Below are 13,537 nucleotides of genomic sequence, written 5' to 3'. Positions count from 1 at the left end.
TCCACGGGTGTGCGGGAAAAGACCGGAGGATTAATCTTTTGCCGTGCCCCTGTGGTCAGGAGGCTAGATACTTCCCCGTGCCACAGCCCAATAAGTTCTAGTCCGCTGCGGTAGCTGCGGGTTGTTTTTTGGGACGCCCTCCGGCTTGTTTGGTGGCTGCTTCGATGCCCATGTCTTTCAGGTCTTTGGCGCTCCAGCCGTGGCGCAGCGCGGCTGTGTGGTTTTGGTTGTGTTCACGTTCGGCAGCGGCTAGGGCGTCGCGCGCTTGGGCGAGTGCTGTTCCGCTTTGCCCGCAGCTACCACGGAGGCGACCTTGGTCTCGCGGTCTTTGGTGAGGCGGTCTTCGGCTGCTTGGGTGAGCTGATTGATGTCCATGGGTAGAACCGTAGCTGGCAGCCACGTACGGTCGCAAGACGAAAAGCCCAACAGCACCCAGAGCAGAGCAAGTTATTTAATTTGGGTACCCAAATTACTTGAAACCCTCGCCTGAGGCGAGGGTTTGTGGCAGAGTGGTGTCTGCGGTCTCCACGGTGTGGAGTCGCTGCGCTAGGCCATTGAGGGGTCTGGGCCATGGAGGGGGTGGGGTTCTTGTCGGGTGTTGATGTCGCGGAGGCTGATGGTGGGGGCGCGTCGTGGGGTAAGACGAACCGTGATGACGTCCAGGGTGGTCGCACGAAGAAGAAGACGTACCGTGTTTCGGTGGCTGAGGAAGCGGCGCTGAAAGTGAAAGCGCAGCGGTATGGGATTTCCGTGGCTCGTTTGGTGGTTGAGTCGGCACTGTCGAAGGAGGGCGAGTCGCATACTGACCGGCAGGCGTTGATTCTGGAGATGGCGCAGATCAGGACACTGCTGTCGCGTGTCTCATCGAACATTAACCAGATCGCCCGGCACGCGAATACGACCGGCGAGTTCCCTGCCGACGCTGCCGCGAGTGTGGCGGCGATGCGCAAGCTTATGGTGCGTCTTGATGAGGCAGTGCGTGCAGTGGTGGGGCCATGATCGGGAAGATCACCAAGGGCCACCGGATGATCGGGCTGATCCAGTATTTGGCCGGCCCGGGGCGTGCCAATGAACACACCGACATGCATGTGGTGTGTTCTTCGGAATTGATCGCCAGTGTCAGTGACGGCATGGAACTAAACGCCGGGAACACGATGGCGTTGGGCCATGAAATGAACCACCCCAAAAAGGTCTACCACCCGAACAACCACCAGCGCGCCCAGGTCTTCCACGTCTCCCTTTCCCTGGACCCGACCCAAGGAATCAAGGACGATGATTTCTGGGACACCATGGTGCGCGAATACCTGCACGGTATGGAGATGGACGGGGCGGACGGCAAGCCGCCGATGCGGTGGACAGCGATACGTCACGGTGTCTCCTCTAACGGTAATGACCATGTGCATATTGCGGTGTCGATGATCCGTGAAGACGGCACTTGGTGGAACACGAACAGGGACTTCGCCAAGAGCTCAGCGACGCTGCGGGCGATGGAGAAGAAGCACGGCCTGCGCGTGCTCGCACAAGGAGTGAAAACCCAAGGATATGCCGAGGGTGAGTTGCAATCAGTGGCCCGTCGCCGCGCCATGGCCAAGCACACCCGCGAAGCAAACCAAACTGCCGGGATGGTTCCCTGGTCGATGCTCGACAGAGACTCCCGCGAACATCTCATTGCCGAGCAATCCAGGATAGAGCAACCCCGCTACGACATCGCACTGAAGGTACGCGCGGCGGGGGCCGGTGCCCGTTCGGAGGCGGAGTACGTGCGCCGCCTACGCGGCAATGGGTTGCTGGTCCGCCCCTACTTCGCCAAGGGTGGAACAGAGATAGTGGCCGGCTACTCCGTAGCCCTACGACCGGTGGAAGGGGAGCGGCCCATCTGGTACGGGGGAGGGACCCTGGCTAAGGACTTGTCCCTGCCAGCACTGCGTGCTGGGTGGCCGGTAGACAGTGCCGCCGAAGCGGTCCCGGAATGGGCAGCGGCGGCGAAGAATCGCCGCTTCGCCACCCCGGACACAAGTGTTGTCTCCGGGGTGCAGTTGCGGGAGTACTTCAACGAACTCGACAGCTATATGAAGACGCTGGGGCAGACCAACGTCAACGACCCCGCCGCCTACGCACAGATCGCCCGCCAAGGGGCCGGGTTGTTCTCCGCCTGGGCTGTGGCAGCAGGTGCCGAAGGCGAGGCAAGCGCGAAGGAATTGGCGGAAGCGGCGCGGCTGTTTGCCCGTCACGCTGAGCTTTCTGAGAAGCCCGTCCGCGCCGTCACCCCACCGTCGGCGGTCTACGCCGATCTGTGCACGCACCACGCCATTGGTATCTCCCGCAGGGCCGGGGCTGTGGCCGTCGTGCGTGCCTGGGCGAACATGGGCACCAAACTCGGCGGCGCGTTCCAGGCTAAGGGGTGGGCGCAACGCTCAGCAGTTTTGACCACTGATCTACGCCAACGCCTGGACACCGTGCACGACACCTACCGGATCATCAACCCACTACCGGCCCGCACAGGTGCCCAGGTGCCGGCCAAGGGTGGCACCGCAGTGCTTACGGCACGACCGGACACCGCCCGCAGGGCAAGCTCTCGCGAGGAGCAGATGGACGCTTTGGAGGCACGCCTGCGGGCAGCAGGTGTGGACGAAAAAGCCATTGCCGCCCGCATGTTTGCTGAACAACAAAACAACACCACAGCAGGCCCACCCCCACGAGGCAGGACCCCACAGGGGCCCCGGCCTATCGGCAACACTCCACGGACTAAAGACCGTGGCCCAGAGAGAGGTATTTAGCCATGAATGAAGCAGACGAAATCGACGAACCGCTCCAGCAAGTCCTCCAACACGGCATGGCCATCTCCGCCCAACTCGGGAGAGAAGTCGCGCGCGTGTGGCAGATGAACATGGAACAAAAAGCGATGCTCAACTCCCGTGAAGCAGCACGGCTGACCATGGCCTTCGACAGCGAAAAGCAGACAGCCGTGGCCTTGCTGGCACCCACAGAACACCAGCAGTGGTGGGATGCGGCGAACCCAAGGGAACTCATGGACGCCTACCGTGTAGCCACCGCATGGAAAGACCACGACCCGGCAGCAGCCGAGGCAGAAAAACGCATCCGCCTTGAGGCCAGAATGCGATACGGCGTCGACGCGGACAAGCTCGCCCGTGAGTCCGCCGTCCACACATCCCCCATCATGGAAGCAGACCTTGCCAGACTGGCCCAAGCGCGGGAGTGGGCCATAGTCTCCAACCGCAAAGACATCCTTCCCAGCTTCTACCCAGAAGCCACACGGATGCGGAACCTCCTCAACGACTACGACGAAAAAGAAGCCGCCATCGCCAAGCGAGCAGAGGAAGCAGCCACCGCCAATCGTGAACAAGGCGACGCCCAGACCCGGGAAGCCGCAGACGAGTTCACCCAATCCAGGCAAGACAATGACCACGCCGCAGGTGTTGAGCTCGACGGCCCTTCCGCTGCTGAGGAAGCCTGGTACCGGGATCTGTTCCTCACCGAAACACCCGAAGCCCAAGAAGAACGCACCCAAGCAACCGCGTTGAGGGAAACCGCCGAGCAGCACGACCAACAAGGCGAACGAGTCCTCATCACCGCAGGAGCCGCCTACGACTCAGCAGAACGCCAAGAAGCTCTCGCGGACCGCATGCGTGCAGCAGGGGCACCCGAGAAGGGAATCACCGCACGCCAATTCGCCCAATCACAACAAAAACACCCCATCAGCCACGCCGCAGCAGGCAAAGGCAAAACCGTGAACAAGGTCAAGACCAACTCACCGAACAAAACCCAGACCCAAGGCAAGCAACACAGCCGCTGACACTACGGCCACCGGCCGTCCAATCCATGCCAAAGCCCCGGTTCATCGACTGCCTACACATGCTCTGGTGGATGGAACGGGGATTTTGGCACGGGGCCGGGAAGGCAACGTCATAGACAGGGCCATTTCCCTTGCCTGCGCTCTTATGTGGTGGCCCTGCTACCCCCTCCTTGCCGTCATGCAGATCACACTCATTCACCGTCCAACGGCCACGTACTACATGAGCGCCGAACGGGACGCCGTCATAGCCATCAGCACCACCCGCAAAGGGTGGCACGTCAGCGACCACGGCAGCGCAGCACCCGGCACAGCCCAAGGCAAAAACCTCCGGACAGCACTACTCCCACACCTGACCGAACAGGCACGCAGCGACAACATATCAATCCACGCCACCGCCGCGAACGCAAAACTTGCAGCACTCTAAGCAACAGAGCTACCCGGACTTGAAGACGTAGGAGCAGGCTTCCCAAGAGGACGAAAACTATGTACTCCCGAGTAAAAGTTCGTGACTCTAAATTGGTTGTTGTTTGACGGAAACAGTCGTTTCTAACCCGCACCCTGAAATGCCCGGTCACTGTTACGGCTGAGGTCTACCCGTCTCGACCCGTGAACAGTATGCCTACTTTCGTGATGTCAACGAGCATCACAAAAGAAGCGACGTCTATATTCAGGGTGGATCGTGCCGTGCGCAAATCACGGCACGATCCAAAGGATACGCGGCGGCCCACTCGTATCGGCGTCTGCCCCTAGGATGAAGCCAATACTGAAGCCAATCCGAAGGACAAGAACCATGAGCGTGTGGGGCATCCATAATGACACTCTGACAACAGAACTCATCGATGATGGCTTCGTCAGTATCGGATGGGACACGGTCGGCGATCTGAAACTGATCCCGGGTTCCAGAGAGGAGCTCAAACACACGCTAAACCTGGCACTCCCCAACTCGAATCCCCGCGCGATCGCCGGATGGGCTGGGATCCTGCTCCGGTTCAGGGACGAAATCAAACTAGGCGATGTCATCGTGGCCCCCTACAAGCCAGACAGCACCATCAACATCGGTGTCGTGACCGGCGACTACGAATTCCTCGCCGCCGCGGAAACCCACCGTCACCGCCGGAAGGTCGATTGGAAAAAGATCGGCCTGTCCCGCACGATCTTTACCCAGCCGGCACTCTACGAACTCGGGGCCTTCCTGACCGTGTTCAGGATCCGCAAGAACACCAAGGAGTTCCTAGCAGCTCTCTCAACACAGGCGCAATCGACAGAAGAAGTCACCGAAATCGTGGAGAAGGCCGCCGTTACCCGCCGTGAGGAGGGCATCTCCGACGAGCCCCGCGCATCGCGCATCGAACGGCATACCCGGGACTTCGTCATGGAAGCACTCCACGAAAAACTCACGCACCGCCAGTTCGAGGAGTTTACTGCCGATCTGCTGCGTGCGCTGGGATACCAGGCACGCGTCACCCCGTATTCCCAAGATGGAGGGGTAGATGTGATCGCGCATCGAGACCTGCTGGGCCTCGAGCCCCCGTTGATCAAGGTCCAGTGCAAACACCAAACAGGGACCACCGGCTCACCGGAGGTCCACCAGCTCAGCGGCACCCAAGGACCGGGCGAACTGGCACTCTTCGTCACCCTAGGTTCCTACAGCCGTGACGCCCTTGCCCTAGAACGCCAACGCCCTGGGATTAGGCTCCTCTCCGGTGAAGATGTCGTCTCCCTAGTCTTGGAACACTACGCGCAGCTGCCCGAACGTTGGCGCCTGCTCATCCCGTTGACCATGTTGTTAGTCGTGGCCGACAGCGCCACCTAACCATGGCTCCCCTGACGCTATCGTCTTACAACCACCAAACCATTGATTTTCAGGAGTTGTCCCGTGGCGAGAACCCGTAGAACCGCTGAACAGGTCGCAGAACTTCTACGCGACGGCGGCCCCATTCCCCAGACTGCCGACGTCCAATCTCAGGGGCTCAATTTCTATCCGCGACACTGGCTCTCAAAATGGGATCCTTCGCAAATGCCAGAGATCCCCCAGATCCTTGGACAAGAAGGGCTGGATGCACGCGGACGCAAGCGGCTCACCCGTGAGGATCTGTTCCGCCGAGGGTCACTGATCACGTCCACCGCCGATGCCATCGACTTCTATGTGGCGGTTTGCTCTTGGGGAGTAGGAAACAAGGCCAGGGATGTTTACCGCCGCATCGAACCCTTGAAGCACCCCGAAGCTGGAGATCGCCTGCTTCACGGGATCATGTCCGTCCAAGGACCAAACGGATCTGCCGTTGCCGGGTACCAAGCCTTCCGCAACGTGAATGACGCCTATCTGAAGGGTCTGGGTCCGGCTTTTTTCACCAAGCTTCTCTACTTCGCAGCAGGGCAGCCCACCGTGGGCCAGAACGGGCACCCTTTGATCCTGGACCAGAAAGTTGCCAAAGCCATCGGATGGACCGCGAAGACTTGGTGGAGTGTTGAGGAGTACATGGACTACCTGGATTTAGTAGATCAGACCCGTCGTTTACTCGATCCCGTGCCCCGGGCTGATTGCATTGAGTATGCGCTCTTCTCACCGGCCCTGCGGAACTCACCAACACGAAAACCGCAGCCCAAGGCCCATAACGAACATTGGAGCAATATCCGGCAGTAAGGGCTCGTCGATGTGTCCGGGGCGTAAGAATATGGACTGCGCCACCGCTTGTTTTGTCTTGCAAAACATAGGTTTCGAGACACTCAGGTTGTGAGACACCCTTCTCGGATTAGCAGAAGAAGAGTGAACCGTCCTGCGGATGGATCGCTTGGCGGACTATCGGTTGATGTCATTTTTATTTCCCTTCACTCTTATTCAATTTCCTGCGCTTTTTGTCCTTCTTCTTCAGCCACTTCTTATGCTCAACGGAGGCACCACGTAGCGGAGCCACGCGGTCGCGGTGGACGACCGGCCAGCTTGCGGCGCCCCCGGAGAGGGTGCTGGCATAGTGACTGCAAGCATAGAACGTGTTTACAGTCGTGGCCTTACGGACTTCTTCCAATTCTTCAATATCCCCCATCGGATTTACACCGTCTGTGAATGGACCGGAAGCTACCAAGTTCTGGCCACTCAGGTTAGAACTGCCAACACCTTCCTGGTTGTGCATGAAGACGAAAGTTTGGTAGAGCGATGGACGTCCAAAGTAGGTGCTTTCAGCGTAGGCATGAGTCGCGGCGCCTCGTTCCTCGTACATACCATTCGGCTGCTCAATGACCTCAGCAAATTTTGAATGGCCCAGTATTCCGCCTACAAGTCCAAAGGTCAGGTCACGAAGATCTACCTTAAACTTGAGATCAGTCACGGTGATAGACCAAGAGATGACTGCTCCGCTCTCGACCTGCGCGACTATCCACGCATGGTTAGTTTTGAATACGTAGTTGATAGCGGATTGGGGGATGAATGCCGTGTCCTGAATAATCGGAACCCCAAAAAGTGACCGCAAGTGATCCTCTGTCACGCCTAGGGCCATCTTGGCCAATCGGCGTTTCAGTTCCCTTCGGCTACCGCCCTTACGGTTCCACCAATTGCGTACCGTGACGCTAAACGGAACAACTGTAGCCACCGCGACAAAAATGGTTGCGAACAAGCCTAAGGAGTTCCAGAAGGATACGTCGAACATGTCGCTACTGATTTTCTTCTGAACTTTCGGTGCTGCCATCACTCGGGTGGCTAGCCTTCCACCGCTGTGCTAATTCAGCGCTTCTGGCGTCTTTAGCATCACCATCTCGTGAGACAACCTTAAGGCCACCTTGAAGCTCGCTCCACTTCTTCTGGTTCTTGCTAATGTCGCGTAGGGCTCGGGCTGCATGGTGGATACCGAGGATCTCCGCGTAGATGCGGGATTTGTAGATATTCAGATCTATAACGACATCGCTGCTTTGCTCAACCTCGTCAATACCCTGATATGTCACTGCGCCCTTGTATATGGTCGGCAAGTCATCCCTGCTAGACCGTACATTGGTGAAATCGAATAGGGTACGCCACTCCTGTCCAGGGGCCAGGAAAGAAATGACTTCGGGTAGTTCCACAGCCTCATCCCCACTTTCGCCAGCGGTCCGGTTAAGGATCGGCTCAAAAGATAAGCGGACGTTGCGACTCGCGGTCTGACCGAAGTTCTTGATTACAAGATCAAGGACTTCCGCACCAACGGCATTATCTTCGAGGTAAGCAACCACATAGGGCTGGGATTTCTCTCGTTCCAATTTCTTTGTCTGCTGACGAGCTGAAGCAGCCTCTTTTAGCTGGCCCCAGGCAATCCACAGTGCAACTGCAGCAATCAGAAATGTTAGACCGGAAGCTATCGCCCCGATCCATTCAGGTACGCCCGGGCCGTTGTCTCGGATCGCGCTTACCAGCTCTGCGAGTTGCTTGTCTGTCATGGGGACAAGCCTGCCAGAGATGACTGGCATCTATTTACAGGGTAGTCACGGCTCACAGCGCGATCTGTCCTAATATGTAGCCATAAACGAAAAATATGCACTTCGAGCGTAACTGGCACTCCGCGAACTCAATCCATCCAGGATAGGCGTCTCCTAACCCTAGGGATGTGAGACACCAAGTCGCTGCAGAACGGCGGATAAGTGATCTTGAGGATGCCGCCTGTGGATTTGATCGCCTTGTGGCGGCGTCTTGTGATCGCTCCCTGTTACCCCTCATACACGTAGCCGGATTGGATTACGGGCATCAGGGATGAATTTTAGCGTTTTCGAAAAAACCGCCATCTGTCACTGGGATTCACACGCACACCTGATGGTCTGGCCAGTCAGCTGGCCCTGGCCTTCGGGCCTATTCTGCGGCTACCTATCTTTGCCTTTTTCGTTGTTGTTGCAGTGTGGTTGCGGGATAAACAGTGCGATGGTGGCCCCAGTATGAAATGACGTAGCGTTAATACTCTGGCAACGATGAGTAGTCCCGCAGTGCGTACGTGCGGCTTATCCCTGGGACGAGAGGATGATGGCTTTCTGCTGCAGGAACTCTTCGTCGGTTAGGATCCCTTTGGCGTGGAGTTCGGCAATACGCTCAAGCTTTCCGTAGACGTCAGTTGCCGGGGCTGCTGGTGCCTGCTGGGGAGCCGGAGCAGTCTGGGCATTCCGGATTGCGCGAATCAGCGAGTCGCCCTGACCGTGTCCAAGCGCGGTGATGGTCGCTTTCGTCCCGGAGTAGTTGATCTTCAGCGTCTCACCGCCCATGGCCTTCTTCAGATCGATTGATTGGATGGCCCCGAGCGAGAAGGACGTGAGGTCTTCCGATCCGATGCTCTTCTCTAGGAAGAGTAGCCGGCGGTCGGTTGCGGCGGCGATTCCGGCCTTGTTCTCGAACCTGCCGACCCCTATGGCGTCAACGTTTTCACCCCGGTCCAGAACGTTGGCGAGATGGGCAATTTCCTTCCGGCCAAAGATACGCAGAGCCACCTGGCTGGCCGCTGCCTCAATTCCATGGTCATCCAGCAGACCCTCCGGGAGACCTTCGGAGATCTTAATCAGGTGCTTGTAGTGTTTGTTCCCGAGACCTTCCACTCGCCAATCAATATGCGTCTTACCGGCGTCCGGAGTGATGGCGCCGGTGATCTTCGCCGCCCACTGGTTACTGAGAATCGCCTGCGGGACGATGACGGCGATTTCGCTAGGACTCAACGACTTGACGGTGAACTTCGCCTGCTCAACGGCTGGAGGGAGTATATCGAGGACCGTCGTGTGGTCAGTGAGCAGAGTCCATTGGACTGTCCGTGAAATTGTCGCCATACCGGAACTGTACCCAACGCGGGTCGCGTAAAACAGAACAACCGACACTGAATTGAAAACGGTTGCGGAATCTTCTCCGACGGCGTGAGAGTATCGTCGACTTCAGTCATGAAGTTATACAGCGTGGCTGTCAAAAGCTACCGTTTATGACAGGCTTTGAAGGCTGACGAAGTGACCGTCCTGTCCTGTGATTTCACCGCTTTGTGGTGGCTTCCGTTATTGCTTGATGTCGCTGTCGTTGGCGGCAACGGTTGTCTTGCATGACAGGGGATACGAGACAGATAGGTTTTGAGAAACTTTTCGGGATGGATCGCCAGTCGAGATCATATCCGTGACGGCGTTGTCGTTCTTGGCATCCGTCTGTGCAATCGCTGCGTTAGGAGTGTCCGCTGTGCCGTGCGTTGCTGTGTGTGAGAACTCTGGACGGGTCTTAGTCTTCTCTGAAGCCTTAGCTGGTGGCTTTGTGCCGGCTGGGGGTTGGTCTGTGGTGGGGTTGATGGTGGAAATCTATACTTCCAGGGCTTCGGCTATGGGTCCGCCGACTTGTTTTTTGCGGAGGTAGTATTCCGCCTCGTGGGGTTTGGCGCCGTTGTCGACAGTCCACCCTGATTCCAGTACTGCGTCGGATGGTCGGCTTGCGGAGAAGAGTGGGGTCAAGTTAGGTTCGGCGGCGACGAGGTCGTTGCGGTCGGCGATGTTTACCCAGCGTCGGACCTGGTTCGGGTAGACGGGCGGTTGGGGATTGAGTCGATCGTAGATGACGCTGCGTAGGCCTAGGGGGCTACCTAGGGTCAGGAGCAGTGGCAGTGGGGTGTGCAGGTGGGTGGCGGCGATTTCGTAGGCGATGACCGAACCGAGGGAGTGGCCGATGATGATTTTCGTTTCCGGCCCGATTTGGGCCAGCACCCGGTTCTGGATCTCGGTGTGCAGGCCCGGATCGGTAAGATACCGGGTGACTTGGCGTAGGGATTTGTTGACGAATCGCTCGGCTAGGGCCATGCCACCGATCGCGAACCAAGATAAACGTGTGACCGCGTGGAGAACGGCTCGGGCAGCTTCCTCTTTCATTCCCATCTCTTCATGACCTGGATCCAGGTAGCCGAGTTCACGCACTGCGGTGTCCCGGTCTGCAGGCTCGCCGCGGTCCGCGGCTCGGTTCAGCCATTCGGTGGCCAGTGCTTGGGCCAAGGCCAGTGCGCTGGGGTCCAGATCATCCAGGTCCTCATCTGAGCCCTGCGCTCCGGGGTCTAGGAAGAGATCACCGTAGGCGGCCATCCCGACGTTGATGTCCCGGGGGCTACGGTCGGGCCAGATCCTGTCGGACAGCTCGGGATGACCGGCTGCGAAGATGCCGTCCGCGATCGCTGGAAGCCATCGTGCTTCCAGGCTTGCTGGGCCTTCCTGTTCTTGAGCGATGCCGTGAATGAGAACGATTTCGGCCATGCTTTTCTTCTCCTCCGCTGTCTGAGGGTCCGTGCTGTCGTGCCGGGTGCGGTTGGTTCAGATCTTATAGGCGGAGGCGTCTTCGTGGTAGACATAGGGATGGCTATCCGTCACGCCCTGGTTGTGGGTTCCCAATGCAATGAGCTCGCCAATCAGTGCTTGTCGTTTTTACCTGATCGTGCCACGCGTCTGTTCGAGGTTCTGACCGATCCGCGCCGCGGTGAATGTGCGCCGGCACCGGAGAGTGTGCTGCTTTTGGACCCCACGATGGTGGAGCTGAAACAATCAGTAGAGGATGCGGTGGCTCGTGCTTCGAGGGCACGGGCGACCCTCGTATTCGCTTTCATTGGACATGCGGAAACGGATGTGACCAGGATTTCCCGGCCGCTGTTTCTGCTGCCCACAGACGGCAGCGCCACGGCACCAAAGACCGACACCGCCTACGAAATCGGGCACCGCCTGGGCGAGATGGACCTCGGCAGTCTGGACGGGCTGATCCTGATCTTGGATACCTGCCACGCGGGGGCTGGCGTGCGGGATGTCATCAAGAGCGGTTTGGATTTGAAGGATCAGGTTCGGCTGGAACTGCTGGCAGGCACGTTCCTGCGTGTAGCGCGCAATGGCTGTTTTTCCCATTCGCTGATCGATTTGATGGAGAACGGCCACGCTGAGCTGTCGACGGATTATTTGGAAATCCGGCATGTCGCCAACGTGGCCGCCGATAAATGCCGGGCGGTGCAGGATCCCCCGGTCTATATCGGCTCGGGCATGGGGCAGAACGCCAGTGATCCGGGGCTGTGGGTGACCCGCAACGTCGCCTCCCCAGGACACTGGCCGCTATCGGGTACCCCGGAGGGCGCCCAAGCGGTGACCTTGACCCAGTCGTTCCAGTCAACCCATGACTTGGAACGCATTATCCATGCCCTCGGGAGCCAGCGCCTGGTGGTGGTCCAGGGTGGCCCGGGCTCTGGTAAGTCTGCCCTAATGGCGGCATTGGCACGTCCGGAACTCGTCCCTGACCTGCCTCGCCGGTATCTGGCCGCAGTAGTTTTCACGGCCCTGACCCCCACATTGGCTGCCCTAGCTGAGAGCATCGCTGGGCAGTTAGCAGATACAGCCGGATTTCCCGAAGCCACCTCCACATATGACGGCGGGTTCACCCTGGATGAACAGGATCAGCTCCCGGCCCTGGAGCGGCTGGTCTTCGGACCGCTGCGACACCTGAAGGTACCGCTGGGAAAGAAACTCCGACTGGCCATCGACGGTATCGACCAGCTCGAACCGACGGTACGCGGCGAACTTCTGGACACAGTCACAAAAGCTGCCCAGGATGACAGGCTTGAGCGCGTGAGCCTGCTACTGAACACCCGCGGCGACGGAATCGAAAACCTTGGCACGGACCCGGTCATGCTCGCACGACCGGGCAAAGGCGAAATCACCGAGTACCTCACGGCCCTGGACCTGCCGGTCACACTAGCCACCGATCTCGCCACGCATGCCTCCAGCTGGCTACAGCTTCGACTCCTAACGGACGTCGCGATGACCTTGGGAAGAGAATCCGTCGGCCAAGTAACCGACCTGAATGAACTGTACCGGCAACTCCTCGCCTCGCTTCCCGGGGAGGACACTGGCCAAACAAGGATTGTCCTGACGGTGTTGGCGGCCGCCGGGAACGGACCGATCTTACCGATTGAAGTTGCGGTCGAGGCCTGTTTCCGGGCGGGTGGGCCGGCCGACGATGCACGCTTCCGCAATGTCGTCGCAGCACTGGGTGGCATGGTGGCCCGTGCTGATCCGGGCACGCCGAACGAACTTCTGGGACTTTTTCATGAAACCCTGGTCCACAGGTCCGCCACGAGAATGACCGGGACACCGCAATCCGTGACGCTCACGAAGCAATCCTCGATGCACTCGACACCGTCAACGATCCGGCGGCGGATACCTACCGGCGCCAGCGCGCCCCCGAACACCTCTGGGCGCTGCAACGATACGGGGAAGCCCTCGAAATGGTGGCCGACACTCTCGAACACCGGCCATCCGACAACCTTGCACTCCTACAAACCTGGTCAAACAGAGCCAAAGACGTGCTGTCAGCCGACAGCCTCGAACTAATGGGGATTCATCACAACCTGGCGTCCTGGACCGGGCAGGCAGGGGATGTTGCCGGGGCGATCACCTTGTTCCAAGAGCTGCTGGAAGCCCGGATCCGGGTCCTGGGCCCGGATGCCCCCGACACCCTGATCACCCGCAACAACTTGGCGTACTGGACCGGGCAGGCAGGGGATGTTGCCGGGGCGATCACCTTGTTCCAAGAGCTGCTGGAAGCCCGGATCCGGGTCCTGGGCCCGGATGCCCCCGACACCCTGATCACCCGCAACAACTTGGCGTACTGGACCGGGCAGGCAGGGGATGTTGCCGGGGCGATCACCTTGTTCCAAGAGCTGCTGGAAGCCCGGATCCGGGTCCTGGGCCCGGATGCCCCCGACACCCTGATCACCCGCAACAACTTGGCGT

At 59.0% G+C, this 13,537-nt stretch carries 13 protein-coding genes; 8 read left to right on the top strand and 5 right to left on the bottom strand.

Going from position 1 to position 13,537, the window contains the following annotated elements:
• Nucleotides 1–249: 249 nt before the first annotated feature.
• Entirely contained in the window at nt 250–375 is a 126-nt protein-coding gene (locus Q4P21_RS09130) for a hypothetical protein (protein WP_303388468.1), read from the bottom strand.
• A gap of 213 nt (nt 376–588) precedes the next feature.
• Here Q4P21_RS09130 and Q4P21_RS09125 point away from each other — a divergent pair, with 213 nt between their 5' ends.
• The 6 genes from Q4P21_RS09125 to Q4P21_RS09100 all read left to right on the top strand — a co-directional run bounded on the left by Q4P21_RS09125 (nt 589) and on the right by Q4P21_RS09100 (nt 6,458).
• Nucleotides 589–999, top strand: coding sequence for a MobC family plasmid mobilization relaxosome protein (locus Q4P21_RS09125; protein ID WP_303388467.1), 411 nt, complete (start codon nt 589–591; stop codon nt 997–999).
• Nucleotides 996–2,777 (top strand): hypothetical protein, encoded by a 1,782-nt coding sequence (locus Q4P21_RS09120; RefSeq protein ID WP_303388466.1) that lies wholly within the window; start codon nt 996–998, stop codon nt 2,775–2,777. The genes Q4P21_RS09125 and Q4P21_RS09120 overlap by 4 nt, the downstream gene beginning before the upstream one ends.
• Nucleotides 2,778–2,779: 2 nt before the next feature.
• Nucleotides 2,780–3,814, top strand: coding sequence for a hypothetical protein (locus Q4P21_RS09115; protein ID WP_303388465.1), 1,035 nt, complete (start codon nt 2,780–2,782; stop codon nt 3,812–3,814).
• A 67-nt stretch (nt 3,815–3,881) separates the two neighbouring features.
• Entirely contained in the window at nt 3,882–4,238 is a 357-nt protein-coding gene (locus Q4P21_RS09110) for a hypothetical protein (RefSeq protein WP_303388464.1), read from the top strand.
• Between the two features lie 366 nt (nt 4,239–4,604).
• Complete coding sequence (locus tag Q4P21_RS09105) at nt 4,605–5,627, top strand: restriction endonuclease (protein WP_303388463.1); 1,023 nt, start codon at nt 4,605–4,607, stop codon at nt 5,625–5,627.
• A gap of 63 nt (nt 5,628–5,690) precedes the next feature.
• Complete coding sequence (locus Q4P21_RS09100; RefSeq protein WP_369598884.1) at nt 5,691–6,458, top strand: hypothetical protein; 768 nt, start codon at nt 5,691–5,693, stop codon at nt 6,456–6,458.
• A gap of 175 nt (nt 6,459–6,633) precedes the next feature.
• Here the strand turns inward: Q4P21_RS09100 and Q4P21_RS09095 are convergent, their stop codons facing one another.
• The 4 genes from Q4P21_RS09095 to Q4P21_RS09080 form a co-directional block, all read right to left on the bottom strand.
• Nucleotides 6,634–7,497, bottom strand: a complete 864-nt coding sequence (locus Q4P21_RS09095; RefSeq protein WP_369598885.1) for an ETEC_3214 domain-containing protein — start codon at nt 7,495–7,497, stop codon at nt 6,634–6,636.
• Complete coding sequence (locus Q4P21_RS09090; RefSeq protein ID WP_303388460.1) at nt 7,463–8,218, bottom strand: hypothetical protein; 756 nt, start codon at nt 8,216–8,218, stop codon at nt 7,463–7,465. Before Q4P21_RS09090 ends, Q4P21_RS09095 begins: the two co-directional genes overlap by 35 nt.
• Before the next feature lie 552 nt (nt 8,219–8,770).
• Entirely contained in the window at nt 8,771–9,580 is an 810-nt protein-coding gene (locus Q4P21_RS09085) for a PH domain-containing protein (protein ID WP_303388459.1), read from the bottom strand.
• 507 nt (nt 9,581–10,087) lie between these two features.
• Nucleotides 10,088–11,023 carry a hypothetical protein gene (locus Q4P21_RS09080; protein ID WP_303388458.1) on the bottom strand — a complete coding sequence of 312 codons (936 nt, stop codon included), beginning with the start codon at nt 11,021–11,023 and terminating at the stop codon, nt 10,088–10,090.
• Here Q4P21_RS09080 and Q4P21_RS09075 point away from each other — a divergent pair.
• Nucleotides 11,000–13,135 (top strand): hypothetical protein, encoded by a 2,136-nt coding sequence (locus Q4P21_RS09075; protein ID WP_303388457.1) that lies wholly within the window; start codon nt 11,000–11,002, stop codon nt 13,133–13,135. The two genes, Q4P21_RS09080 and Q4P21_RS09075, sit on opposite strands and share 24 nt — an antisense overlap.
• A partial coding sequence (locus Q4P21_RS09070; protein WP_303388456.1) for a tetratricopeptide repeat protein occupies nt 13,135–13,537 on the top strand: 403 nt, incomplete at its 3' end. The genes Q4P21_RS09075 and Q4P21_RS09070, both read left to right, overlap by 1 nt.

This window comes from Arthrobacter sp. (assembly GCF_030540645.1).
Taxonomy (GTDB): domain Bacteria; phylum Actinomycetota; class Actinomycetes; order Actinomycetales; family Micrococcaceae; genus Specibacter.
Note: the sequence above shows the minus strand (reverse complement) of the source record. Positions and strands in the feature narration are given on the sequence as shown.

What these genes read in the sequence shown, in the direction of transcription:
- Q4P21_RS09085 (WP_303388459.1), bottom strand. Translation starts at nt 9,580, where the DNA reads ATGGCGACAATTTCACGGACAGTCCAATGGACTCTGCTCACTGACCAC.
- Q4P21_RS09080 (WP_303388458.1), bottom strand. Translation starts at nt 11,023, where the DNA reads ATGGCCGAAATCGTTCTCATTCACGGCATCGCTCAAGAACAGGAAGGC.
- Q4P21_RS09130 (WP_303388468.1), bottom strand. Translation starts at nt 375, where the DNA reads ATGGACATCAATCAGCTCACCCAAGCAGCCGAAGACCGCCTCACCAAA.
- Q4P21_RS09095 (WP_369598885.1), bottom strand. Translation starts at nt 7,497, where the DNA reads ATGGCAGCACCGAAAGTTCAGAAGAAAATCAGTAGCGACATGTTCGAC.
- Q4P21_RS09115 (WP_303388465.1), top strand. Translation starts at nt 2,780, where the DNA reads ATGAATGAAGCAGACGAAATCGACGAACCGCTCCAGCAAGTCCTCCAA.
- Q4P21_RS09105 (WP_303388463.1), top strand. Translation starts at nt 4,605, where the DNA reads ATGAGCGTGTGGGGCATCCATAATGACACTCTGACAACAGAACTCATC.
- Q4P21_RS09090 (WP_303388460.1), bottom strand. Translation starts at nt 8,218, where the DNA reads ATGACAGACAAGCAACTCGCAGAGCTGGTAAGCGCGATCCGAGACAAC.
- Q4P21_RS09120 (WP_303388466.1), top strand. Translation starts at nt 996, where the DNA reads ATGATCGGGAAGATCACCAAGGGCCACCGGATGATCGGGCTGATCCAG.